At 72.4% G+C, this 24896-nt stretch carries 22 protein-coding genes; 2 read left to right on the top strand and 20 right to left on the bottom strand.

What is annotated here, in order from left to right:
• Positions 1-354 precede the first annotated feature (354 nt).
• A complete protein-coding gene (locus tag ACIPPS_RS26335) occupies positions 355-1368 on the top strand; it encodes a GDSL-type esterase/lipase family protein (RefSeq protein ID WP_401436664.1) in 1014 nt (337 codons plus the stop codon).
• 79 nt (positions 1369-1447) lie between these two features.
• Here the strand turns inward: ACIPPS_RS26335 and ACIPPS_RS26330 are convergent, their stop codons facing one another.
• The 8 genes from ACIPPS_RS26330 to fmt form a co-directional block, all read right to left on the bottom strand.
• Positions 1448-2890 (bottom strand): GuaB1 family IMP dehydrogenase-related protein, encoded by a 1443-nt coding sequence (locus tag ACIPPS_RS26330; RefSeq protein ID WP_401436661.1) that lies wholly within the window; start codon positions 2888-2890, stop codon positions 1448-1450.
• A gap of 105 nt (positions 2891-2995) precedes the next feature.
• Positions 2996-3352 carry a barstar family protein gene (locus tag ACIPPS_RS26325; RefSeq protein WP_401436658.1) on the bottom strand — a complete coding sequence of 119 codons (357 nt, stop codon included), beginning with the start codon at positions 3350-3352 and terminating at the stop codon, positions 2996-2998.
• Positions 3339-3770, bottom strand: coding sequence for a ribonuclease domain-containing protein (locus ACIPPS_RS26320; RefSeq protein ID WP_401436655.1), 432 nt, complete (start codon positions 3768-3770; stop codon positions 3339-3341). The genes ACIPPS_RS26325 and ACIPPS_RS26320 overlap by 14 nt, the downstream gene beginning before the upstream one ends.
• 77 nt (positions 3771-3847) lie before the next feature.
• A complete protein-coding gene (locus tag ACIPPS_RS26315) occupies positions 3848-4897 on the bottom strand; it encodes a sugar-binding transcriptional regulator (protein ID WP_401436652.1) in 1050 nt (349 codons plus the stop codon).
• 155 nt (positions 4898-5052) lie between these two features.
• Positions 5053-5736 (bottom strand): ribulose-phosphate 3-epimerase, encoded by a 684-nt coding sequence (rpe, locus tag ACIPPS_RS26310; protein ID WP_401436649.1) that lies wholly within the window; start codon positions 5734-5736, stop codon positions 5053-5055.
• 119 nt (positions 5737-5855) lie between these two features.
• Positions 5856-7277: an RsmB/NOP family class I SAM-dependent RNA methyltransferase gene (locus ACIPPS_RS26305; protein WP_401436646.1), complete on the bottom strand. Its 1422-nt coding sequence runs from the start codon at positions 7275-7277 to the stop codon at positions 5856-5858.
• Between the two features lie 138 nt (positions 7278-7415).
• Positions 7416-7853 (bottom strand): hypothetical protein, encoded by a 438-nt coding sequence (locus ACIPPS_RS26300; RefSeq protein WP_401436644.1) that lies wholly within the window; start codon positions 7851-7853, stop codon positions 7416-7418.
• A gap of 94 nt (positions 7854-7947) precedes the next feature.
• On the bottom strand, positions 7948-8880 hold the full coding sequence (gene fmt / locus ACIPPS_RS26295) for a methionyl-tRNA formyltransferase (RefSeq protein ID WP_401436641.1): 933 nt from the start codon (positions 8878-8880) through the stop codon (positions 7948-7950).
• A gap of 259 nt (positions 8881-9139) precedes the next feature.
• Between fmt and ACIPPS_RS26290 the strand changes: the two genes are divergently transcribed.
• On the top strand, positions 9140-9658 hold the full coding sequence (locus ACIPPS_RS26290; RefSeq protein WP_401436638.1) for a hypothetical protein: 519 nt from the start codon (positions 9140-9142) through the stop codon (positions 9656-9658).
• A gap of 309 nt (positions 9659-9967) precedes the next feature.
• Here the strand turns inward: ACIPPS_RS26290 and ACIPPS_RS26285 are convergent, their stop codons facing one another.
• The 12 genes from ACIPPS_RS26285 to ACIPPS_RS26230 form a co-directional block, all read right to left on the bottom strand.
• Positions 9968-12112: a primosomal protein N' gene (locus ACIPPS_RS26285; RefSeq protein ID WP_401436636.1), complete on the bottom strand. Its 2145-nt coding sequence runs from the start codon at positions 12110-12112 to the stop codon at positions 9968-9970.
• A 123-nt stretch (positions 12113-12235) separates the two neighbouring features.
• Positions 12236-13444, bottom strand: a complete 1209-nt coding sequence (gene metK, locus ACIPPS_RS26280; protein ID WP_401436633.1) for a methionine adenosyltransferase — start codon at positions 13442-13444, stop codon at positions 12236-12238.
• 212 nt (positions 13445-13656) lie between these two features.
• Positions 13657-14967 (bottom strand): bifunctional phosphopantothenoylcysteine decarboxylase/phosphopantothenate--cysteine ligase CoaBC, encoded by a 1311-nt coding sequence (gene coaBC, locus ACIPPS_RS26275; RefSeq protein WP_401436631.1) that lies wholly within the window; start codon positions 14965-14967, stop codon positions 13657-13659.
• A 62-nt stretch (positions 14968-15029) separates the two neighbouring features.
• Entirely contained in the window at positions 15030-15302 is a 273-nt protein-coding gene (gene rpoZ / locus ACIPPS_RS26270) for a DNA-directed RNA polymerase subunit omega (protein WP_005319902.1), read from the bottom strand.
• A gap of 70 nt (positions 15303-15372) precedes the next feature.
• Complete coding sequence (gene gmk, locus ACIPPS_RS26265; RefSeq protein ID WP_401436628.1) at positions 15373-15936, bottom strand: guanylate kinase; 564 nt, start codon at positions 15934-15936, stop codon at positions 15373-15375.
• Between the two features lie 49 nt (positions 15937-15985).
• Positions 15986-16309, bottom strand: a complete 324-nt coding sequence (locus ACIPPS_RS26260; protein ID WP_026246651.1) for an integration host factor — start codon at positions 16307-16309, stop codon at positions 15986-15988.
• Positions 16310-16596: 287 nt separating this feature from the next.
• Positions 16597-17433 carry an orotidine-5'-phosphate decarboxylase gene (pyrF, locus tag ACIPPS_RS26255; RefSeq protein WP_401436625.1) on the bottom strand — a complete coding sequence of 279 codons (837 nt, stop codon included), beginning with the start codon at positions 17431-17433 and terminating at the stop codon, positions 16597-16599.
• Positions 17430-18557: a quinone-dependent dihydroorotate dehydrogenase gene (locus tag ACIPPS_RS26250; protein WP_401436623.1), complete on the bottom strand. Its 1128-nt coding sequence runs from the start codon at positions 18555-18557 to the stop codon at positions 17430-17432. Before ACIPPS_RS26250 ends, pyrF begins: the two co-directional genes overlap by 4 nt.
• Before the next feature lie 55 nt (positions 18558-18612).
• Positions 18613-21921 (bottom strand): carbamoyl-phosphate synthase large subunit, encoded by a 3309-nt coding sequence (gene carB / locus ACIPPS_RS26245; RefSeq protein ID WP_401436620.1) that lies wholly within the window; start codon positions 21919-21921, stop codon positions 18613-18615.
• Positions 21914-23056, bottom strand: coding sequence for a glutamine-hydrolyzing carbamoyl-phosphate synthase small subunit (gene carA / locus ACIPPS_RS26240; RefSeq protein ID WP_401436618.1), 1143 nt, complete (start codon positions 23054-23056; stop codon positions 21914-21916). Before carA ends, carB begins: the two co-directional genes overlap by 8 nt.
• Positions 23053-23613, bottom strand: a complete 561-nt coding sequence (locus ACIPPS_RS26235; RefSeq protein WP_401436615.1) for a hypothetical protein — start codon at positions 23611-23613, stop codon at positions 23053-23055. Before ACIPPS_RS26235 ends, carA begins: the two co-directional genes overlap by 4 nt.
• Complete coding sequence (locus ACIPPS_RS26230; RefSeq protein ID WP_401436612.1) at positions 23610-24896, bottom strand: dihydroorotase; 1287 nt, start codon at positions 24894-24896, stop codon at positions 23610-23612. Before ACIPPS_RS26230 ends, ACIPPS_RS26235 begins: the two co-directional genes overlap by 4 nt.

Genomic DNA, 24896 nt, shown 5'->3' with positions numbered 1-24896 from the left:
GCGGAGGCTCCTTGATCGCTGCCTGTCGAAATGCGACGACCACGGCGGTACGCGGACATGACGCAGAGGCCCGCGAGGGAAGGGGGAACCGCCGAGCAGGCGGTCGCCGCCACTCCTGGTACGAGGCACGAGCCTAAGCCCCGAGGCTTCGCGCTCGTAATGCAGGGTTGTTGCGCACCCGCAGATGATCATTGCGCGCTGGGGGCCCAGACGGGGAAACATTGCGCCCCACCGCATGAATCGGCACATTGGGGTGAGAACGGGGGTGTGAAGCACCCTCTGCGTGCGCATTGACTCCTGATGCGCGATGAACGACTCTGCGGGCCCCCTGCGTCCCCTCGATCGGAGGCTTCGGTGGGCTGGCTGGAACCCACACCCTTCCTGCGCGGCACGGCCTGGCTCGACGGCGGCCGGGCCGTCCGCGCCGACCCCGCCGACCTGTCCCGGCTGCCCTGGGACACCGCCGAGCGGGCGGCGCTGCCGATCGGCGTACGGGTGGAGTTCACGGCCGCCCCCGGCACGCGCGCGGTCGAGCTGCGCTACCGCGCGGCGGTGCCCGGCAGCGGGGACGCGATGCGGGCCCTACGGCACTGCTTCGCGCTCTGGCGGGGCGGGCGCGGCGGGCGGTGCGTGGGCGAGAGCTTCACGGCCCCGGCCGAGGAGGCGACGGTCACACTGGAACTCCCGCCGGAAGGAGGGACGTTCGTGGTCCATCTGCCGGAGAGTCAGGCGCCGGTGATCCTCGGGCTGCGGGCGCGTGACGGCATGCTCTCCCCCGCCCCGAGGCAACCGCGCTGGCTGGTGCACGGGGACTCGATCACCGAGGGCTGGTGGTCGACCCGGCCCGCGCACTCCTGGCCGGCGACGGCGGGGCGGGCGCTGGGTCTGGACACGGTCAACCTGGGGTTCGCGGGCGGGGCGCGCGGCGAGCTGCCCCTCGCCGAACAGCTCGCGAGCCTCCAGGGCGAGCTCGTCACCCTGGCGTTCGGCACCAACTGCTGGTCCAAGGCGCCCAGTTCGGCCGGGCTGCTGTACGAGACGGTGCGGGCCTACGTGGGTCTGGTGCGCGGGGGCCACCCGGACGCCCCGCTGCTGGTCCTCTCCCCCGTGCTCCGCCCCGAGGCCGAGACCACCCGCAACGCCCTGGGCGCCACCCTGGCGGACCTGCGCACGGCCATGGAGGAGGCGGGCCGGGATCTGGCGGCGGAGGGCGACGAGCGGCTCCTCGTCCTCTCCGGCCGCCCGCTGCTCGACCCGGACGACCTGGCGGACGGCCTGCACCCGAACGACCGGGGCCACGCCCGGATGGCGGCGGCGGTCACGGAGGCGCTGGGTCCGTACGTACGGGAGGCGGGCTCGGGCGACTGAGTACGCCGAAGGCCCCCACGAGTCGGGGCTCGTGGGGGCCTTCGTACGACGGACGTCCGGCTGTCCAGCTGCCCTGCGACTAGCTCCAGCTGGCGTGCAGCGGCTTGCCCTCGGCGTAACCGGCGGCGCTCTGGATGCCGACCACGGCGTTCTCCTCGAACTCGGCCAGCGAGCCGGCACCGGCGTAGGTGCAGGAGGAGCGGACACCCGCGATGATCGAGTCGATCAGGTCCTCGACGCCCGGACGGGTCGGGTCGAGGAACATCCGGGAGGTCGAGATGCCCTCCTCGAAGAGCGCCTTGCGTGCCCGGTCGTACGCCGACTCCTCGCTCGTGCGGTTGCGCACGGCGCGGGCCGACGCCATGCCGAACGACTCCTTGTAGAGCCGGCCGTTGGCGTCCTGCTGGAGGTCGCCCGGGGACTCGTAGGTCCCCGCGAACCAGGAGCCGATCATCACGTTGGACGCGCCGGCGGCCAGCGCCATGGCGACGTCGCGCGGGTGACGGACACCGCCGTCGGCCCAGACGTGCTTGCCGTACTTCTTCGCCTCGGCGGCGCACTCCAGGACGGCGGAGAACTGCGGGCGGCCGACACCGGTCATCATGCGCGTGGTGCACATGGCGCCGGGGCCCACGCCGACCTTGATGATGTCCGCGCCGGCGTCGATGAGGTCCTTGACGCCCTCGGCGGCGACGATGTTGCCGGCGACGATCGGGACGTGCGGGTCGAGGCCCCTGACGGCCTTGATCGCGGCGATCATCGACTCCTGGTGGCCGTGCGCGGTGTCCACGACGAGGGTGTCCACACCGGCGTCGAGGAGCTGCTTGGCCTTGCCCGCCACGTCGCCGTTGATGCCGACGGCGGCGGCTATGCGCAGCTTGCCCTGGGCGTCGGTCGCGGGGGTGTACAGGGTCGCGCGCAGGGCGCCCTTGCGGGTCAGGATGCCGACGAGTCGGCCGTCCTTGTCCACGGCCGGGGCGTAGCGGCGGTTGGCGTGGTCGAGCGTGTTGAACGCGTCGCGCGGGTCGATGTCGGCGTCGAGGAGCAGCAGGTCCCGCGACATGACCTCGGAGAGCTGCGTGAAGCGGTCCACGCCCGACAGGTCCGCGTCGGTGACGACGCCGACCGGACGGCGGTCCTCGTCCACGACGACGCCGGCGTCGTGCGCGCGCTTGGGCAACAGCGAGAGCGCGTCGGCGACGGTCTGGTGGGGGGCCAGGACGATGGGGGTGTCCAGGACGTGGTGGCGGCTCTTGACCCACGCGATGACGTCGGTGACGACCTCGATCGGGATGTCCTGGGGAATGACGACCAGTCCGCCCCGGCGGGCGACGGTCTCGGCCATACGGCGGCCGGCGATCGCGGTCATGTTGGCGACGACCAGCGGGATCGTCGTACCGGAACCGTCCGGCGAGGAGAGGTCCACGGCCTGGCGGGAACCCACCGCCGAGCGGCTCGGCACCATGAACACATCGTCGTACGTCAGGTCGTAGGGCGGCTTGACGTCATTGAGGAAACGCACGTGCTGACATCCCAGTCGTTCGGATCGGCCCCTAGGCATTTCAGCCAGGGGAAAAAGCACGTAGTTCATTGTCCCACGCCGGTTCGGTTTCCCGACCCGGGCTAATCATCCGAGGCTTGCCGGACCCTCCTCGTCCGATCCTCCAAGGGCGGTCCCCTGCGGGGTCCCCAGGGCGAGGAGGACGGTGAGGCCCGTGGTGCTCGTCTCGGCGGCCGTGGCGAAGACGTCCTGGGCGGTCTCCCAGTCGCTCGGCCTGGCCGTGGCATAAGCCTGCCAGCCCGTGACGACGAGGGCCACCGGGCCGGGGAGATCGGTCAGGCAGTCGGCGAGGGCGTCCCAGTTGCGGCCGAACCAGCGCGGCAGCGCGAGGGCGCGGGCGCAGCGGTCCATGAAGGCGACCTTGTCCACGACCCCGCGCAGATCGAGGACGACGGGGTCGCGCAGCGCCTCAGCGAGCTTCATCGGGCAGGACCTCCCGGAAGGTCTCGTAGTGGTCGTCGGTGTAGTAGACCTCGCCGCCCCGGCCGGTGACGAGACGCCGGGCGCCCCGGTCGCCTTCGCCGGGGGTGCGGACGGTGTACTCGCGGTACCAGCCGCGCTCGTGCCGGGGCAGGACGCGCTCGAAGTTGCCGAACGTCGCGCCGTCCTTCTCGTACGGGAAGGGCCCACCGCGCTCGATGAGCCGGAGGGTCGCCCGCGCCTCGCCCGGCAGCTCCGCGACGCGGACGCTCTCCAGGCCGGAGGTGCCGGTGGGGGCGGGTTCCGCGCCGGTGGGGGCGGGTTCCGCGCCGCCCCCGGCGTTCGAGCAGCCGACGCCCCCGACCAGGACGCCGACGCAGAGGAAGAGCGCGAGGAGGGCGCGCAGGGGCCGCAGCGACATGCCCCGACGGTATGCCGGTCGTCCTCGCGCCGCGCGCGGGGCGGCGGACGGGGGTCGCCCTGCGCCGTCCCGTTCCGTCAGACGCCGTCCGGGTCCGCGCGTTCCAGTGCGGGGCGGGGGCCCGGGACGGACTCGGCGAGGAGGTAGTCGGCCGCCGCCCGGTCGGTCACGAGGCTGGTGACGAGCCCGGAGCGCAGGACCGCCCCGATCGCGGCCGCCTTGCGCTGGCCGCCGGCGATCGCCACGACCTCGGGGATCCGGCGCAGCCGGTCCGCCTCGACCGTGATGCAGCGCTCGCCCAGGTCGCGGCCGACCCGGCGGCCCTCGGAGTCGAAGAGGTGCGCGGACATCTCGGCGGCGACGCCGAGGGAGGCGTAGTGGGCGCGCTCCTCGTCCGTGAGCATGTCGTGCACGGTGGAGATGCCCGGCTCCCAGGAGCCGATGGAGACACAGGCGACGGTGACCTTGTCGAAGTACTCGAAGGCGCGCGCGATGCCCGTCTGGTTGCGCAGCGCGGCCGCCGTGGCGGGGTCGGGGAGGAGCATCGGCGCGTAGATGGGGTGCGCTTCGCCGCCGGAGACCTGGGCGGCCCGCCGGACGGCCTCGACCGAGCCGCGCTCGGCGGTCCCGGCGTCGTACACGCCGGTGAGCTGGACGACCGTGCACGGGGGCAGCCGGTCGAGGGCGGCGGCCATGTGGATGGTCGAGCGGCCCCAGGCCAGGCCGAGGACGTCGCCCTCGTTGACCAGTTCGCCGAGCAGGTCGGCGGCGACCTCGCCGAGGTTCTCCGGGTCGGGGGATTCGTCCTCGCCCTCTGCCGGGGACTCGACGACGACGGCGTGGCGGAGCCCGTAGCGGGCGCGGAGCGCGTCGGAGCGCTCGGCGTCCAGCTCGGCCGGGACGCGGATCTCGATCCGTACGAGGTCGCGTTCGAGCGCGGTCTCCAGGACCCGGGCCACCTTGAAGCGGCTCACGCCGAACTCCTCGGCGATCTGGATCTTGGACTTGCCCTCGAGGTAGAAACGACGCGCCATCGCCGCCGCCTGCACCAGCTCCGCGGGTCCCATCCGCAGGGCTGAGCGTCCCGCCGAGATTCCCGCCACCGCGATCTCCTTAGCTCTGTTCACGTACCGCTGCTCACGCGCCGCGTCGTGGTGCTGGTCGTGTGGGTTTTCGTACTGCCGTCGTTCACACTCTGGACTCGCCGTTCATCCTGTCAGATCCGGCGGGTCCCGATCGGTCCTGTCGGTGCTCCGACGGACCGCGTTCATCTGCCGGAGGTTCAGTGGCCACACGCCCACGCCGCCGTGGCCGTGGCGGCGTCGGCCTGGGCACGCAGCGAGCGGACGGCCGCGGCCGGGTCCTGGGCGCCGTAGACGGCCGAGCCGGCGACGAAGACGTCGGCGCCGGCCTCGGCGCACCGCTCGATGGTCGACTCGGAGACACCGCCGTCGATCTGGAGCCACAGGTCGAGACCGTGCTTGGAGATCAGCTCACGGGTGCGGCGGATCTTGGGCAGCATGATGTCGAGGAAGGCCTGGCCGCCGAAGCCCGGCTCGACGGTCATGATCAGCAGCATGTCGAGCTCGGGGAGCAGGTCCTCGTACGGCTCGATGGGCGTCGCGGGCTTCAGCGCCATCGACGCCCGCGCCCCCTTCGCCCGGATCTCGCGCGCGAGCCGCACGGGGGCGGCCGCCGCCTCGACGTGGAAGGTGACGGACCCGGCTCCGGCCTCCACGTACTGCGGTGCCCAGCGGTCCGGGTCCTCGATCATCAGGTGGCAGTCGAGGGGGGTCCCCGTGGCCCGGGCCAGCGACTCGACGATCGGCACGCCGAGGGTCAGGTTGGGGACGAAGTGGTTGTCCATGACATCGACGTGCAACCAGTCGGCACCGTCGACGGCCCGCGCCTCCTCGGCGAGGCGGGCGAAGTCTGCGGACAGGATGCTGGGGTTGATCTGCGCCATGTGCCAAGCCTGCCATGCTCTTGGGCACTTCTTTGCCGCGAAGCCGTTTCGGACCGGGATCTGGTCCTTCCCGGCCCGGATCCGGGCCGGGAAGGACCAGACGTAACCGGCCAATCCGCTCAGGCGGTACGGCGGAGCAGCGCGAGGTACATCGCGTCGGTGCCGTGCAGGTGCGGCCACAGCTGGACGTCCGGGCCGTCGCCGAGCGCGGGGACGCCGGGCATCAGCGGGCGGACGTCGATCCACTCGGCCTCGACCGCCGGACCGCCGTGGCCCTTGAGGACGTCCTCGACGACCACGCGCGTCTCGGCGAGGTGCGGCGAGCAGGTCGCGTACCCGACGACGCCTCCGACGCGGACCGCCGAGAGCGCCTCGCGCAGCAGACCGCGCTGGAGCGGGGCGAAGCCGTCCAGGTCCTCCGGGCGGCGACGCCAGCGGGCCTCGGGGCGGCGGCGCAGGGCGCCGAGGCCCGAGCAGGGCACGTCCATCAGGACCCGGTCGAAGGAGCCGGGCCGCCACGGCGGGCGGGTGCCGTCGGCGGCGATGACCTGGTACGGGCCGGGGTTGCCGGCCAGCGCGCGCTCGACGAGCCGGGCGCGGTGGGGCTGCTTCTCGGAGGCGAGCAGGGTGGCGCCGCGCTGGGCGGCGAGCGCGGCGAGGAGGGCCGCCTTGCCGCCGGGGCCCGCGCAGCCGTCGAGCCAGCGCTCGTCGCGACCTTCCAGGGGCGCGGCGGCGAGGGCGAGGGCGACCAGCTGGCTGCCCTCGTCCTGGACGCCGGCCCGGCCCTCCTTCACGGCCTCGACGGCGCCGGGCTCGCCGCCCTCGGACATCCGTACCGCGTACGGCGACCAGCGCCCGGGCAGGGTGTCCTCGCCGGTCAGCTCGTCGGTGGTGGCGCGCCCGGGGCGGGCCACGAGCGTGACCTCGGGCCGCTCGTTGTCGGCCTCCAGGAGGTCCTCGATACCGGCCCGGCCGCCGCCGAGGGCGTCCCAGAGCGCGGAGACGACCCAGCGGGGGTGGGAGTGGACGACGGCGAGGTGGTCCTCGGCGTCGTCCTCGTAGGGCGGGGCGACCTGCTCGACCCAGGCGTCGAGGTCGTGCTGCGAGATCTTCCGCAGCACGGCGTTCACGAACTTGGCCCGGCCGTCGCCGAGCACCACCCGCGCGAGCTCCACACTGGCCGAGACGGCGGCGTGGGTCGGGATGCGGGTGCCGAGCAGCTGGTGCGCGCCGAGCGACAGCACGTCGAGCACCGGCGGGTCGACCTCGCGCAGCGGCCGGTCGATGCAGGCCGAGACGATGGCGTCGTACGTCCCCTGCCGCCGCAGGGTCCCGTAGACGAGCTCGGTGGCGAGCGCCGCGTCCCGCCCGTCGAAGTCCCCCTGCTCCCGGGCCTTCTTCAACAGCGGGGGCAGCACGAGATTCGCGTACGCGTCCCGCTCGTCGACCGCCCGCAACGCCTCGAAGGCCAGGATCCGAACGGGATCCTTCTTGGGACGCCGGTACGGCTTGGGGGGACGGCGACGTGCCTGCTCGCTCAAAAGGTGCTCCGCGTGAGAAATGACGAGGTCGAACCTGTTCAGCCTAATCCCTACGCGGCGGCAGGCACGGAGCGGCGGGATCTCCTCCGACCCGCGCGGACTCCTTGGCCGGCGCCGCGGGCGCGGTTCACCCCGTGCTCATCGGCCAGGAGGCCGCACCCACGGAGCGAAGCGCTGGCCGGCGGCCAGGCTTTCGCGCCAGTGCCGCACGACGATGCCTTCGACGACGTCCAGGCCTTCCGCGGCGATCAGGCAGGAGGACCGTTCGGGCCCGTGCGCATCGGCCTCGAAAGCCACCAGCACCGGTGGCCTCTCGCCCACCTGACGCATGATCATCTCCGCTTCGTCCGACGTGGGGGCACGGAACACGGGGTCGTGGAACGCCGTCGGACAGATGACGAAGAGAGGATCGCTGAAGACCAGTTCGAGGCCGTGGGAGTAGGTGATGTCGTGTCCGGCCCCCAGGCGGAGTTCACCGCCGTTCCAGGCGACGACGTCCCAGTCCCACCAGGGCCCGTCCGGGAGCTTGACCGCGCCGTGTCGCGGCTTCCGCGGTTCCCGCGGCTCTGCCGTCATCCGGGGGCCACCAGCCGAGCTCGCGCAGCCGGGGTGGGCCCACCGGCGGCAGGAGAGTTCACACCCCGTTCGGCCGGCTCTTCCACGAACCCCCCTAGAAGCCGACCCGCTCGCCCGGGGTGATGCGGACGCCTCGGGCCCAGTCGGCGGCCTTCATCGGCTTCTTGCCCTGCGGCTGGACCCAGAGCAGTTCCACGGCGTGCGAGCCGGTGCCGACGTACACGTTGTTCTTGCCGGCCGCGAGCTCGCCGGGAGTGAGGTCCGTGCGGTCCGCGAGCAGCGCCGTCTGGATCAGCTTGAGGCGCTCGCCGCGGAAGACGGTCCAGGCGCCCGGGGCGGGCGTGCAGCCGCGCACGACGCGGTCCACCCGGAGCGCGGGGGCCTTCCAGTCCACGTGCGCGTCCTCGACCTGGATCTTGGGCGCGAGGGTGATCCCGTCGGCGGGCTGCGGTACGGCCTTCAGGGTGCCGTCCTCGATGCCGTCCATGGTCGCGGAGAGCAGCCCGGCGCCCGCGAAGGCCAGCCGGGTGAGCAGGTCACCGCTGGTGTCGGTGGGGCGGACGTCCTCGGTGATCACGCCGTAGACCGGGCCGGAGTCGAGCCCCTCCTCGATCTGGAACGTCGACGCGCCCGTGACCTCGTCGCCCGCCATCACGGCGTGCTGCACGGGCGCCGCGCCGCGCCAGGCCGGCAGCAGCGAGAAGTGCAGGTTGACCCAGCCGTGGGCGGGGATGTCGAGAGCCGCCTTGGGCAGCAGCGCGCCGTACGCGACGACCGGGCAGCAGTCCGGCGCGATCTCGCGCAGTCGGGCGAGGAACGCCTCGTCGCGCGGCTTCGTCGGCCTGAGGATCTCGATCCCGGCCTCCTCCGCCCGCTCGGCGACGGGGCTCGCCACCATCCGGCGGCCACGCCCCGCGGGAGCGTCGGGGCGGGTGACGACGGCGGCCACCTCGTGCCGACCAGAGGCGAGCAGGGCGTCCAGGGCGGGCACGGCGACCTCGGGGGTGCCTGCGAAGACCAGCTTCACTAGGAAAACCTCGCATCTCGGGGCGACGGGGGTACCCCCTGCTCGAGCGCAGCCGAGAGCTTGGGGGAGGGCAGCGCACCAGTCTAGGGGCCGGGGCGCGAGGGGGCGTACGTGACGGCGAGCGCCCCGCGCATATGCGTGTACGCCCCCGCAGCGTGACCCAACCCCGCGTAGCGCGTTGGTCAAGAGAGATTGACCGAATCGGGCCCGCCCTCGTCGTGGCCCGGCCCACTTCCACGACGGTTCGAGAGGCTTCCACATGGCCGACCACGCAACCCACGACGCCCAAGCCCGGGCGAGTCTGCACCTGTTGGTGCGGGACATCGAGCGGGTCCGGCGACAGGTGGACGCACTGCGCACGCTCACGGCCCAGTTGGGCAACGTCTACCGCCCGCGCCGCTCCGGCCCGTCGACGGGCTTCGTCGTCTACGGGCGGGCGCCCGCCCCGACCGTCCGGCTCGCCCAGGAGCTGCGGGACAGCGTCGAGACGCTGGTGACGGCGGCGGTCGACTTCGACCGCTCGCTCGGGTTCTCGTGGGACGCGGTGGGCTCGGCGCTCGGGGTCACGAAGCAGGCCGTGCACCGCCGTTACGGCGCGCGGCGCGCGCCCCAGCCTGGCGTCGTGGTGGAGCAGGAGCACGCGCCGGAGCCGGGCACGACGCGCACGCTTCCGGTGGTCCCGCCGGCCCGGACGATGCCGCCGCAGCCGATCCCTGCGGCGCACTCCCTCCGCGAGGACCCCCGCCCGCCGGCCTTCCCGGGCCCCCGCAACGGCTGACCCCCGCCCGCCTTCCCGGCCCCCGCAACGGCTGAGCCCCGCACTACGCCCCGCCCGCCAGAACCGTGGTCGGTCGTGTCCAGCCCCCCGGTTGCGGGCAGGTGTTCCGCACGGCGGAACGGGTGGGCACAACCCACGACGGCGCCGCGCCTGGGGTGAACGCGAGGGCCTGGGAGCCTGGGCCCGGCAAGGACACCGTCCCGTGTGCCCACCCGTCCCGCCCAGCGGGACGATGGCCCACACGGGCGGGTGAACGTCCTCGCACGCGGCGTCCCGCCCCCTCACCGGCGCCGACCAGGGCCCCAGGCGTCAGCCGATGTCCGGAGGGTCCACGCGGATGCGGATCGGGTCCGGGCCGCCTCGGGCCAGGCGGGACGCCTGGGTCTTCTTGAGGGACGCGGCCAGGGCCGCGCCGTGGCCCGGTCGGACGCGGATCAGGGCCCGCTCCCACTGCTCCCCCGGCGGCGCGTCACCCGGCCGCCGGGGCCCGCCGGGCCGGGCGACCGGCAGCGGCACCGGGCCCAGCACCTCCGCGTCGTCCGGCAGCTCCGCTGCGGACAGGAACGTCTCGACCGCCGCCGGCGGACCGGAGACCGCGGCCATCCGCGACACCGGCGGAAAGCCGAGCTCCGCCCGCTCCGCCAGCTCCCGCTGCGCGTGGCCGACCGGGTCCCACCGCACCAGCGCCTGCACCGGCCGCAGCGTCGGCTCGGCGACGATCACGACGGTGCCGCCCTCCCCCTGGCCCCGCACCAGCGAGGACGCGTCGATCCAGCGCCGTAGCGCCTCCTCGCCCGCCCGCAGGTCGGGGCGGCCGAGCATCGCCCAGCCGTCGAGGAGCAGCGCCGCCGCGTAGCCGCCCTCCGCGACGGGTTCGGCGCCCGGGGTGGACACGACGAGGGCGGGGCGGCCGGGCACGCTGTCCAGGACGTGGTCCCGGCCCGACGTCCGTACCGGCACCGCGGGGAACGCCCGGCCCAGCTCCTCCGCCGTCCGCCGCGCGCCCACGACCTGGGCCCGCAGCCGTGTCGCGCCGCACTCCACGCAGTGCCAGTCCGGCGCGCCCCGCCCGCACCAGCCACACCGCAGCTCCTGCTGCTCGGGCGCCTCCAGCGGGCCCGCGCAGTGCCGGCAGCGGGCGGGCGTCCGGCACCGCTCGCACGCGAGCCTCGGTACGTAGCCCCGGCGCGGCACCTGCACGAGGACGGGGCCCGTCTTCAGGCCCTCCCGTACGGCCTGCCACGCCAGTGAGGGCAGCCGTGCGGCCCGGGCGGCCTCGTCGCGGGCCAGCTCGCCGTCCCCCACGGTCCGTACGAGCGGGGCGGCGAGCCGCACCTGGTCGCGTCCGGCGGCCAGCGGGGCGGCCCAGCCGGACTCCACGAGCTGCGCGGCCTCGACCGTGCAGCTCGTGGAGCCGAGCAGGAAGGCGCAGTGGTCGTGCGCGGCGCGCAGCAGCAGGACGTCGCGCGCGTGGGGCTGCGGGGCGTGGAGCTCGCTGTGGCTGCCGTCTCCGTCGTCCCAGATCGCGACGAGCCCGAGATCCTGGACGGGCGCGAACATCGCGGCCCGGGTGCCCACGACCGCGCGCACGGAGCCGCGTCGTACCGCGAGCCACTGGGCGTACCGCTTCTCCGGCCCGGCCTCGGCGGTGAGCAGGGCGTGCCGTCCGGCCCCCAGGAGTGCCGTCAGCGCCGCGTCGACCCGCGCCGCCGCCCGCCCGTCGGGGACGACGACGAGCGCGCCGCGCCCGGAGGCGAGGGTGGCGCCCACCGCGCGGGCCAGTTCCTCGGCCCAGTGGGGGCCGGGCAGAGCGTTCCAGACCGCCCGGGGGGCCGCGCCCCGGGCCAGGGCGTCCAGGAAGCCGGGGCCGCGTGCGTACCGCGTCCAGCTGCCCGCATCGGGCGCCTCGGGCGGCGGCAGCGGCTCCGGCGAGGCCTTCCCCTCGGCCCGGGCGTTCCGGGGCGGCACGGCCAGCTGGAGCACGTCGGCGAGGCTTCCCGCGTACCGGTCGGCGACCGCCCGTGCGAGCCCCAGCAGCTCGGCGCTGAGCACCGGCTCGGGCGAGACGACGTCCGCGAGCGCGGCCAGCGCGCCCTTGTAGTCGGACTCGGCGCGCCGCTCGACGAGGAAGCCGTCGATCAGCCGCCCGCCCTCGCGTCGGCCGTCCCTGACCTGGTGCGCCCCGGCACCGAACCGCACCCGGACCCGGACCCCCGGCTGGGCGACGGCGTCCAGCTCCTCGGGCACGGCGTAGTCGAAGAACTGGTCCAGGTGGAGGACGCCCTTGTTGACCACCACCCGGGCCACCGGCAGCTCCTTGGCCAGCGCGGCCCCCCGCCACGTCCGGGGCTTGGCCCGGGGCACCTTCGCCTTGCGCACGCTCTCCCGAATGAGCGCGAGCTGCTCGTGCGGCTCACCGGCCGCACCCTCGGGCGTCTCGTTCTCGCTGCTCACAGCCTCATACCTACCAGAACGCACTGACAGCCGGACATGCGGAAGCCCGGCGCCCCCGAGGGGTGCCGGGCTTTCCACCAGGGAACAGCAGGTGGAGCAGATGGAGCGGTGAGCAGGCGGGGGCTAGAGGCCCGCGGCCTTCTTCAGCGCGTCCACGCGGTCCGTGCGCTCCCAGGTGAAGTCGGGGAGCTCGCGGCCGAAGTGGCCGTACGCCGCCGTCTGGGAGTAGATCGGGCGGAGCAGGTCGAGGTCGCGGATGATCGCGGCCGGGCGGAGGTCGAAGACCTCGCCGATGGCGTTCTCGATCTTCTCGTTCTCGACCGTGTTGGTGCCGAAGGTCTCGACGAAGAGGCCGACGGGCTCCGCCTTGCCGATCGCGTACGCGACCTGGACCTCGCAGCGCGAGGCGAGGCCCGCGGCCACGACGTTCTTGGCGACCCAGCGCATGGCGTAGGCGGCCGAGCGGTCGACCTTGGACGGGTCCTTGCCGGAGAAGGCGCCGCCACCGTGGCGAGCCATGCCGCCGTAGGTGTCGATGATGATCTTGCGGCCGGTGAGGCCGGCGTCGCCCATCGGGCCGCCGATCTCGAAGCGGCCGGTCGGGTTGACCAGCAGGCGGTAGCCGTCGGTGTCCAGCTTGATGCCGTCCTCGACGAGCTGCTTCAGCACGTGCTCGACGACGAACTCGCGGATGTCGGGCGCGAGCAGCGACTCCAGGTCGATGTCGGAGGCGTGCTGCGAGGAGACCACGACGGTGTCGAGGCGGACGGCCTTGTCGCCGTCGTACTCGATGGTGACCTGGGTCTTGCCGTCGGGGCGCAGATACGGGATGGTCCCGTTCTTGCGGACCTCGGTCAGCCGGCGGGAGAGCCGGTGCGCCAGGTAGATCGGGAGCGGCATGAGCTCGGGGGTCTCGTCCGACGCGTAGCCGAACATCAGGCCCTGGTCGCCGGCGCCCTGCTTGTCCAGCTCGTCCTCGTCGCCCTCGACGCGCTTCTCGTACGCCGTGTCGACGCCCTGCGCGATGTCCGGGGACTGCGACCCGATGGAGACCGAGACGCCGCAGGACGCGCCGTCGAAGCCCTTCTTCGAGGAGTCGTACCCGATCTCGAGGATCTTGTTCCGTACGAGGGTGGGGATGTCGGCCCACGCCTTCGTGGTGACCTCACCGGCGACGTGCACGAGGCCGGTGGTGATCAGCGTCTCGACGGCGACGCGGGACGTGGGGTCCTCGCGCAGCAGCGCGTCGAGAATGGTGTCGCTGATCTGGTCAGCGATCTTGTCGGGGTGACCTTCGGTCACGGACTCCGAAGTGAACAGACGACGGGACACAATGCTCCCTGGGGTTGCAGCGGCTGCTGGCTGAACAATGTCGGACGGCAGGGGGCTGCGCCCCGCGTCGTACCAAGAACAGTCTATCGGGCGTCATCGGGCATTGGGCCAGGTGTCTCGCAAGGTGGGAGCCCTGAGCTCGCCGGATCCGGCCCCGCCCGTCCCGCCCGCACCGATGTCCCTCGCCCGGAAGGACGGGATTCCCGGGGCGTTCACTCGGCCGGGACGGTGAAATCCGGCCCGGCGTGAGATTTCCCCGAATTCTCCGTGGGAAGAGTCCGCAGACGAGGTGTGACGAGGTCCCAGACCGTTTCGGCGAGGGCTTCCTTCGGCCCGTACGGTACGGGCGTGTCGGAGCCGTCGGCCGCCAGGACCACGGCCTCGTTCTCCTCGGAGCCGAAGGTCTTGTGTTCGCCCACCTCGTTGACCACGAGCAGGTCGCAGCCCTTGCGGCGGAGCTTCTCGCGGCCGTGGACGAGCACGTCGTCCGTCTCGGCGGCGAAGCCCACGACGACCTGGCCCGGCAGGGCCCGGTCGGCGGAGATCTCGGCGAGGATGTCGGGGTTGCGGACCAGCTCCACCACCGGCGCCTCGACGTCGTCGCGCTTCTTGATCTTGCCGGTCGCGTACGTGGCGGGGCGGAAGTCCGCCACGGCGGCCGCCATCACCACGGCGTCCGCGTCGGCGGCCGCCTTCAGGACGGCCTCGCGCAGCTGTACGGCGGTGCCGACGTGGACCACGTCGACCCCGGCCGGGTCGGCCATGCCGGTGTTGGCCTCGACGACGGTGACCCGAGCGCCCCGGGCGGCGGCGGCCTTCGCCAGGGCGTAGCCCTGCTTCCCGGAGGACCGGTTGCCGAGGTAGCGGACCGGGTCGAGGGGCTCGCGGGTGCCGCCCGCGCTGACCACGACATGGCGGCCGGCGAGGTCGGGGGCGACGGCGCCCCGGGCCAGGACCCGTCGGCAGACCTCGAAGATCTCGCCGGGGTCCGGCAGCCGGCCCTTGCCGGTGTCGACGCCGGTCAGCCGGCCGACGGCGGGCTCGATGACGACGGCGCCGCGACGGCGCAGGGTGGCGACGTTCTCCTGGGTGGCGGGGTGCTCCCACATCTCGGTGTGCATCGCCGGGGCGAAGACGACCGGACAGCGGGCGGTGAGCAGGGTGTTCGTCAGCAGGTCGTCGGCGAGGCCGTGGGCGGCCTTGGCGAGCATGTCGGCGGTGGCGGGGGCGACGACGACGAGGTCGGCGCCCTGACCGATCCGTACGTGCGGGACCTCGTGGACGGTCTCCCACACCTCGGTGGAGACGGGGTTGCCGGAGAGCGCGGACCAGGTGGCGGCGCCGACGAAGTTCAGGGCGGCGTCCGTCGGTACGACCCGTACGTCGTGGCCCGACTCGGTCAGCCGCCGCAGCAGCTCACAGGCCTTGTAGGCGGCGATGCCGCCGCTGACGCCCAGAACGACCTTCGGCTTGGTCACCACTGCCACTCCCCGCACTCGACGCGTACGCGGACGCGTACGCATCCATGAGACACCACAGGCCCGGCGGATGTTCCGCCGGGCCTGAAGTGACGAACGTTACGTGCTTACTGCGCCGGGCCCTCGATGGCCTCGGAGGTCAGCAGACCCGCGTTGATCTCGCGCAGGGCGATCGAGAGCGGCTTCTCGTGGACGTGGGTGTCGACGAGCGGACCGACGTACTCGAGCAGGCCCTCTCCGAGCTGCGAGTAGTACGCGTTGATCTGGCGCGCGCGCTTGGCCGCGTAGATCACGAGGCTGTACTTCGAGTCGGTGGCCTCGAGCAGCTCGTCGATCGGCGGGTTGATGATGCCCTCGGGCGCGGTGATGGAAGAGGACACGCTCTAGCCTTCCGAAGAAACTTCTGGGTGAGCTGATCGGGGTGATCAGATCCAGGTGATCAGAAAAAGATCAAACAACGTTCATCAAGGCTAGCAGCTCACGGGCCACGTCCTCGACGGAGGTGTTGACCAGGGTGGTGTCGAACTCGGTCTCGGCGGCCAGTTCGATCTTGGCGGCCTCCAGCCGGCGCTCGATGACCTCGGGCGACTCGGTGCCGCGGCCGGTGAGCCGGCGGACCAGTTCGTCCCAGCTCGGCGGGGCGAGGAAGACCAGCTGGGAGTCCTTCATGGAGTCCTTGACCTGGCGGGCGCCCTGGAGGTCGATCTCCAGGAGGACCGGCTCGCCGGCCTCCAGCCGCTCCAGGACGGCCTGACGCGGCGTGCCGTAGCGGTTGCCCGCGAACTCGGCCCATTCGAGGAGTTCCCCGTTGGCGACCAGCTTGTCGAATTCGTCGTCCGTGACGAAGAAGTACTGGACGCCGTGCTTCTCGCCGGGGCGCGGCTTTCGTGTCGTGGCCGACACCGAGAGCCAGACCTCGGGGTGGACCTTGCGCATATGAGCGACGACCGTGCTCTTACCCACCCCGGAGGGGCCGGAGAGCACGGTCAGCCGCGGACGTACCTCTGCTGCCATGCAGCGATTATTCCAGCTTTACGGGGGTGCCTGGGACGGCGGTCCCGTCTCAGGCGCCGGTGCTGCCGAACTCGCGCTCCAGGGAGGCGATCTGGTTGGAGCCGAGCCCGCGCACGCGCCGGCTCTCGGAGATGCCGAGTCGCTCCATGATCTGCTTGGCGCGGACCTTGCCCACGCCGGGCAGGGACTCCAGCAGTGCGGAGACCTTCATCTTGCCGATGACGTCGTTCTCCTGGCCCTGCTTGATGACCTCGTGGAGGGAGGCGCCGGAGTGCTTGAGTCGATTCTTGACCTCGGCCCGCTCCCGGCGAGCCGCGGCGGCCTTTTCGAGCGCGGCTGCGCGCTGTTCAGGGGTAAGGGGCGGAAGAGCCACGCCTACGTCACCTCGGATGTCGAACTGTCGGATACGGACCGGTGAGGAACCTGTTCGCCCCACACCACTGGAGCAACGACCAACGCGGAAGGGCCGTTGAACGCTGACTCTGCCCCGGAGACTAGCGGCCAATGCCTCTCCAGTCAGCGAGAACAAGCGAAAAGTCCTGGTCAGCATCGACCGACCAGGACTTTTCCGGCATTTCGACCGGGTTTTGGCTAAGGAACTTGTCAAGGAGTGAGACGGCCCTCACCTGCGGATTGGTCCCGCGGGGGTCCTCAGGGCGGTCAGACGGCGACGGCCGCCCGGATTTCGGTCGCGTAGCGCTCCGCCGAGGCGCGCAGGGCGGCGGCGTCCGGACCGTGCTTCAGGACGCCCCGGCTGACGTTCGGGACCACGTTGCGGACCGCCGCGCCGAAGACGGCGGGCAGGTCGGCGGGGCTCGCGCCCTGGGCGCCGAGGCCGGGGGCCAGGAGCGGTCCGTTGATGTCCAGGTCGAAGGAGGACAGGTCGCCCAGCGTGGCGCCGACGACCGCGCCGAAGGAGCCCATGGGGGTCTCCCCCGCGTTCTCCTCGGCGAGGTGGGCCAGCATGGTCGCGCCGACGGTCCGGCCGTCCTCGCGGACCGCCCGCTGGACCTCGGCCCCCTCCGGGTTGGAGGTCAGCGCGAGGACGAAGAGACCGGCGCCGCTCTCCCGGGCCAGGTCGACGGCCGGCTTGAGGGAGCCGTAGCCGAGGTACGGCGAGACCGTGAGCGCGTCCGAGAAGAGCGGCGAGTCCTTGCGCAGGAACGCCTCGGCGTACGCGGCCATGGTGGAGCCGATGTCGCCGCGCTTGGCGTCCATGACGACCAGCGTGCCCGCCGCCCGCGCGTCCGCGACGGTCCGCTCCAGGACGGCGAGGCCCCTGGAGCCGAAGCGCTCGAAGAAGGCGGCCTGCGGCTTGAAGACGGCGACCTGGTCCGCCAGGGCCTCGACGACCGTACGGGAGAAGCGCTCCAGGCCCGCGATGTCGTCGTCCAGGCCCCAGGAGGCCAGCAGGGCGGCGTGCGGGTCGATGCCCACGCAGAGGGGGCCCCGCTCGTCCATGGCGGCGCGCAGACGGGTTCCGAAGGAAAGGGTCACTGGTCGGCAGCCTTTCGGGTGTCGGCAGGGCGGTTGGCGGCGCCGACGGCCTCGGCGAGGGTGGCGTACGGGGAGGCGGCGAGCCGCGCCGCGAGGCCCTTGTGGATCGCGCGGGCGTAGAACGGGCCCTCGTAGACGAAGGCGCTGTAGCCCTGGACCAGCGTGGCGCCGGCCAGGATGCGCTGCCAGGCGTCCTCGGCGTTCTCGATGCCGCCGACGCCCACGAGGACGAGCCGGTCGCCCACGCGCGCGTGGAGGCGCCTCAGCACGGCGAGGGAGCGCTCCTTGACGGGGGCGCCGGAGAGCCCGCCGGCCTCCTGGACCAGGGCCGGGTCGGACGTCAGGCCGAGGCCCTCGCGGGCGATGGTGGTGTTGGTGGCGATGATGCCGTCGAGGCCGAGCTCCAGGGCCAGGTCGGCGACGGCGTCGACGTCCTCGTCGGCCAGGTCGGGGGCGATCTTGACCAGGAGCGGGACCCGGCGGTCGGTGACGGACCGGTCGGCCGCCTCACGTACCGCCGTGAGCAGCGGGCGCAGGGACTCGGTGGCCTGGAGGTTGCGCAGGCCCGGGGTGTTCGGCGAGGAGACGTTGACGACCAGGTAGTCGGCGTGCCGGGCGAGGCGCTCGGTGGACTTCACGTAGTCGGCGGCGGCCTCGGCCTCCGGGACGACCTTGGTCTTGCCGATGTTGACGCCGACGACGGTCCGGAAGACCGGCACGCGCGCGTGGAGCCGCTCGGCGACGGCGGCGGAGCCCTCGTTGTTGAAGCCCATGCGGTTGATGAGCGCGCGGTCCGGGACCAGCCGGAAGAGGCGCTTCTTGGGGTTGCCGGGCTGGGCCTCGCCGGTGACCGTACCGATCTCGACGTGGTCGAAGCCGACCATCGCCATGCCGTCGATGGCGACGGCGTTCTTGTCGAAGCCGGCGGCGAGGCCGAAGGGGCCGTGCATGCGCAGGCCGAGGGCCTCGGTGCGCAGCTCCTTGTACCGGGGCGCGAGCACGGCGGCGACGAAGGTGCGGAGCACGGGGACGCGGGCGGCCAGGCGGATCCAGCGGAAGGCCAGGTGGTGGGCCTGCTCCGGGTCCATCCGCGTGAAGACCAGGCGGAAGAAGAACGTGTACATGTGGGTGTCCTCAGCACGAGGGGGACACCGTTTCCGGTGTCCCCCTCGTGGGTTGCTAGTCGCGGGCCGCGGTCAGGTGCTCCGCGTGTTCCTGGAGCGAGCGGACGCCGACGTCGCCGTGGCCGAGCGCCTCGATGCCCTGGACGGCGGCGGCGAGCGCCTGGACCGTGGTGAGGCACGGGACGGAGCGGGCCACCGCCGCCGTACGGATCTCGTAGCCGTCGAGGCGGCCGCCGGTGCCGTACGGGGTGTTGACGATGAGGTCGACCTGGCCGTCGTGGATCAGCTGGACGATCGTCTTCTCGCCGTTCGGGCCCTCGCCGTCGCTGAGCTTGCGTACGACGGTGGCGTTGATGCCGTTGCGGCGCAGCACCTCCGCCGTGCCCGAGGTGGCCATCAGCTCGAAGCCGTGGGCGACCAGCTCGCGCGCCGGGAAGATCATCGAGCGCTTGTCGCGGTTGGCGACGGAGATGAAGGCGCGGCCCTTGGTGGGCAGCGGGCCGTAGGCGCCGGCCTGCGACTTGGCGTAGGCCGTGCCGAAGACGGAGTCGATGCCCATGACCTCGCCGGTGGAGCGCATCTCCGGGCCGAGGACGGTGTCCACGCCGCGGCCCTGGATGTCGCGGAAGCGGGTCCACGGCATCACGGCCTCCTTGACGGAGATCGGCGCGTCGAGCGGCAGGGTGCCGCCGTCGCCGCTCTTCGGCAGCAGGCCCTCGGCGCGCAGTTCGGCGATGGTGGCGCCCAGCGAGATGCGGGCGGCGGCCTTCGCGAGCGGCACGGCGGTCGCCTTCGAGGTGAAGGGGACGGTCCGGGAGGCGCGCGGGTTGGCCTCCAGGACGTAGAGGATGTCGCCGGCCATGGCGAACTGGATGTTGATCAGACCGCGCACGCCGACGCCCTTGGCGATGGCCTCCGTGGAGGTGCGCAGGCGCTTGATGTCGTGGCCGCCGAGGGTGATCGGGGGCAGGGCGCAGGCCGAGTCGCCGGAGTGGATACCGGCCTCCTCGATGTGCTCCATGACGCCGCCGAGGTAGAGCTCCTGGCCGTCGTAGAGGGCGTCGACGTCGATCTCGATGGCGTCGTCGAGGAAGCGGTCGACCAGGACCGGCCGGGTGGGGCTGATCTCGGTCGACTCGGCGATGTACGACTCCAGGCGGGTCTCGTCGTAGACGATCTCCATGCCGCGGCCGCCGAGCACGTACGAGGGGCGTACGAGGACGGGGTAGCCGATCTCGTCGGCGATGGCCTTGGCCCCGGCGAAGGTGGTCGCGGTGCCGTGCTTGGGGGCGGGGAGGCCCGCCTCGGCGAGGACCTGGCCGAAGGCGCCGCGGTCCTCGGCGGCGTGGATGGCCTCCGGGGAGGTGCCGACGACCGGCACGCCGTTGTCCTTCAGGGCCTGGGAGAGACCCAGCGGGGTCTGGCCGCCGAGCTGGACGACGACACCGGCGACGGGGCCGGCCAGCGTCTCGGCGTGGACGATCTCCAGCACGTCCTCGAGCGTCAGCGGCTCGAAGTACAGGCGGTCGGAGGTGTCGTAGTCGGTGGAGACGGTCTCCGGGTTGCAGTTGACCATCACGGTCTCGTAGCCGGCGTCGCTGAGCGCGAAGGAGGCGTGGACGCAGGAGTAGTCGAACTCGATGCCCTGGCCGATGCGGTTCGGGCCGGAGCCCAGGATGATCACGGCGGGCTTGGTGCGCGGCGCGACCTCGGTCTCCTCGTCGTACGAGGAGTAGAAGTACGGGGTCTTCGCGGCGAACTCGGCGGCGCAGGTGTCGACCGTCTTGTAGACCGGGCGGACGCCGAGCGCGTGCCGGACCTCGCGGACGACGTCCTCGCGCAGGCCGCGGATGTCGGCGATCTGGGCGTCGGAGAAGCCGTGGCGCTTGGCCTCGGCGAGCAGCTCGGGCTCCAGCTTCTCGGCGGCGGCGAGCTCGTCGGCGATCTCCTTGATGAGGAAGAGCTGGTCGACGAACCAGGGGTCGATCTTGGTCGCCTCGAAGACCTCCTCCGGGGTGGCCCCGGCGCGGATGGCCTGCATGACGGTGTTGATGCGGCCGTCGGTCGGGCGGACCGCCTCGCGCAGCAGCTCGTCCTTGTCGCCGGGCTCGCCGGTGAAGGCGAACTGCGAGCCCTTCTTCTCCAGCGAGCGCAGGGCCTTCTGCAGCGCCTCGGTGAAGTTGCGGCCGATGGCCATGGCCTCGCCGACCGACTTCATGGTGGTGGTGAGGGTGGAGTCGGCCTGCGGGAACTTCTCGAAGGCGAAGCGCGGGGCCTTGACCACGACGTAGTCGAGCGTGGGCTCGAAGGACGCCGGGGTCTTCTCCGTGATGTCGTTCGGGATCTCGTCCAGCGTGTAGCCGACGGCGAGACGGGCCGCGATCTTCGCGATCGGGAAGCCGGTCGCCTTGGAGGCGAGGGCGGAGGACCGGGAGACGCGCGGGTTCATCTCGATGACGATGATCCGGCCGTCGTCCGGATTGACCGCGAACTGGATGTTGCAGCCGCCGGTGTCGACGCCGACCTCGCGGATGATCGCGATGCCGATGTCGCGCAGCCGCTGGTACTCGCGGTCGGTCAGGGTCATCGACGGGGCGACGGTGATGGAGTCGCCGGTGTGGACGCCCATCGGGTCGAAGTTCTCGATGGAGCAGACGACCACGACGTTGTCGGCCTTGTCGCGCATCAGCTCCAGCTCGTACTCCTTCCAGCCGAGGATGGACTCCTCCAGGAGCACCTCGGTGGTCGGGGAGAGCGTCAGGCCCTGGCCGGCGATGCGGCGCAGCTCGTCCTCGTCGTGGGCGAAGCCGGAGCCGGCGCCGCCCATGGTGAAGGAGGGGCGGACGACGACGGGGTAGCCGCCGAGGGTCTCCACACCGGCGATGACGTCGTCCATGGTGTGGCAGATGACCGAGCGGGCGGACTCGCCGTAGCCGATCTTGGCCTTGACGGCCTCGACGACGCCCTTGAAGAGGTCGCGGTCCTCGCCCTTGTGGATGGCCTCGACGTTGGCGCCGATGAGCTCGACGCCGTACTTCTCCAGGACGCCCTGCTCGTGCATGGAGATCGCGGTGTTCAGCGCGGTCTGGCCGCCGAGGGTGGGCAGGAGGGCGTCGGGGCGCTCCTTGGCGATGATCTTCTCGACGAACTCGGGGGTGATCGGCTCGACGTACGTGGCGTCGGCGATCTCCGGGTCGGTCATGATCGTGGCCGGGTTGGAGTTGACCAGGATGACCCGCAGGCCCTCGGCCTTGAGGATGCGGCAGGCCTGGGTTCCGGAGTAGTCGAACTCGGCGGCCTGGCCGATGACGATCGGGCCGGAGCCGATGACCAGGACGGACTGGATATCGGTGCGCTTAGGCACGCTCGGCCTCCATCAGGGATACGAAGCGGTCGAAGAGGTACGCGGCGTCGTGCGGGCCGGCGGCCGCCTCGGGGTGGTACTGGACGGAGAAGGCCGGCTGGTCGAGCAGCTGGAGGCCTTCCACGACGTTGTCGTTCAGGCAGACGTGCGAGACCTCGGCGCGGCCGTAGGGGGTCTCGGAGGCCTGGTCGAGGGGCGCGTCGACGGCGAAGCCGTGGTTGTGCGCGGTGACCTCGACCTTGCCGGTCGTCCGGTCCTGCACGGGCTGGTTGATGCCCCGGTGGCCGTACTTCAGCTTGTAGGTGCCGAAGCCGAGGGCGCGGCCGAGGATCTGGTTGCCGAAGCAGATGCCGAAGAGCGGCGTCCTGCGCTCCAGGACGGCCCGCATGACGGAGACCGGGTGGTCGGCGGTGGCCGGGTCGCCCGGGCCGTTGGAGAAGAACACGCCGTCCGGCTGGACCGCGTACACGTCCTCGACGGTGGCGGTGGCGGGCAGCACGTGCACCTCGATGCCGCGCTCGGCCATCCGGTGCGGGGTCATGCCCTTGATGCCGAGGTCGACGGCGGCGACGGTGAACTTCCTGGTCCCGATCGCGGGGACGACGTACGCCTCCTTGGTGGCGACCTCGGCGGAGAGGTCGGCGCCCTTCATCTCGGGGGCCTGGCGGACCTCGGCGAGCATGGTGCCCTCGTCGGGCAGCGAGTTGCCGGAGAAGATGCCGACGCGCATGGCGCCGCTCTCGCGCAGGTGGCGGGTGAGGGCGCGGGTGTCGATGCCGGAGATGCCGACGACGCCCTGGGCGGCGAGCTCCTCGTCCAGCGAGCGCGTGGCGCGCCAGTTGGAGGAGACCCGGGCGGGGTCGCGGACGACGTAGCCGGAGACCCAGATGCGGCCGGACTCGGGGTCGTCGTCGTTGACGCCGGTGTTGCCCACGTGCGGGGCGGTCATCACGACGACCTGGCGGTGGTACGACGGGTCGGTGAGGGTCTCCTGGTAGCCGGTCATGCCGGTGGAGAACACGGCCTCGCCGAAGGTCTCCCCCACGGCCCCGTAGGCACGGCCGCGGAAGATGCGGCCGTCCTCCAGGACGAGTACGGCGGGAACCTTTTCAGTTCCCCTGGTGGAGGTCGTCATCGTGCGGTGCCTTCCGTCGTCTTGATCATGCTGTTCAGGGCCTCGACCCAGGCGGCGTGTTCGGCCGCCCGGTCGGACCGGAAGCCGGAGTCGAGGAGCTTCTCGCCGTGCGCCCACGTGACGATCAGCAGCCCGCCCTCGGCGAGGACCTTGCCCGCGATGCCCTTGTCGAGCCTGGCCTCGCGGAGGGCCTGGGCCGGGATGAAGAAGTCGTTCGCCCCGGGGCGTACGACCGCGATCCCCGCGTCCGTGAGGGTGAGCTCGACGCGACTGCGGGTGCCGAGGCCGTGGGCGACGATCCGGTCGAGCCACTGCCCGGCCGTGGTCGACCCGTGGTAGCGCCCGCTCAGGGCCAGTGTGGGCGCGTCGGCGGTCTCGGGCATGTCCGGCAGTTCGGGCAGGTCCGACTGGAGGCTGCCCCGCCACTTCCATCCCTGGCGCATCAGCCAGTAGACGAAGGCGATGAAGAGCAGCAGTCCGGCGACCCAGCCGAGCCGTCCGGCCCAGTCGGTCACCTCCGCCGACTTCTGTTCCGCGGCCCATTCGATGAGTGTCACGCCAGCTTCCCGTCCACGACCGTCGCCCGGCCCCGCAGGAAGGTGTGGGTGACGCGTCCCGGCAGTTCGCGGCCCTCGTACGGGGTGTTGCGGCTGCGGGAGGCGAAGCCCGCGGGGTCCACGAGTCCACGGTATGCCGGATCGACCAGGGTCAGGTTGGCGGGCTCACCTGCCGAGACGGGCCGGCCGTGGTCCTTGGCCTGCCCGATCCGCGCCGGCGCGACGGACATCCGGTCGGCGACGCCGGCCCAGTCGAGCAGTCCGGTCTCGACCATCGTCTGCTGGACGACGGAGAGCGCGGTCTCCAGGCCGACCATGCCCATGGCGGCCGCGGCCCACTCGCAGTCCTTGTCCTCGTGCGGGTGCGGGGCGTGGTCGGTGGCGACGATGTCGATCGTGCCGTCGGCCAGGGCCTCGCGGAGCGCCATCACGTCACGCTCGGTGCGCAGCGGCGGGTTGACCTTGTAGACGGGGTTGTACGAGCGCACCATCTCGTCGGTCAGGAGCAGGTGGTGCGGGGTGACCTCGGCGGTGACGTCGATGCCGCGGGACTTGGCCCAGCGGACGATCTCGACGGAGCCGGCGGTCGACAGGTGGCAGATGTGGACCCGGGAGCCGACGTGCTCGGCGAGCAGCACGTCGCGGGCGATGATCGACTCCTCGGCCACCGCGGGCCAGCCGCCGAGGCCCAGCTCGGCGGAGACGACGCCCTCGTTCATCTGGGCGCCCTCGGTGAGGCGGGGCTCCTGGGCGTGCTGGGCGACGACGCCGCCGAAGGCCTTCACGTACTCCAGGGCGCGGCGCATCATCACGGCGTCGTCCACGCACTTGCCGTCGTCGGAGAAGACAGTGACGCCGGCGGCGGAGTCGTGCATGGCGCCGAGCTCGGCGAGCTTCTTGCCCTCCAGGCCGACGGTGACGGCGCCGATGGGCTGCACGTCGCAGTAGCCGGACTCCTTGCCGAGCCGGTAGACCTGCTCGACGACGCCGGCGGTGTCGGCGACCGGGAAGGTGTTGGCCATGGCGAACACGGCGGTGTAGCCGCCGGAGGCGGCCGCGCGGGTGCCGGTGAGGACGGTCTCGGAGTCCTCGCGGCCGGGCTCGCGCAGGTGGGTGTGGAGGTCGACCAGGCCGGGCAGCAGGATCTGGCCCTCGGCCTCGATCACGGTCGCGCCCTCGGCCGACAGGCCGGTGCCCACCTCGGCGACGGTCTCGCCGTCGATCAGGACGTCCTGGGCCTCGCCGCCCAGCACCTTGGCACCGCGGATAAGGATCTTGCTCAT

The organism is Streptomyces sp. NPDC090127, assembly GCF_044746945.1.
In the GTDB taxonomy this organism is placed as follows: Bacteria; Actinomycetota; Actinomycetes; order Streptomycetales; family Streptomycetaceae; genus Streptomyces.
The sequence above is the reverse complement of the archived record's forward strand: the minus strand, read 5'-3'. Positions and strand labels throughout refer to the sequence as shown.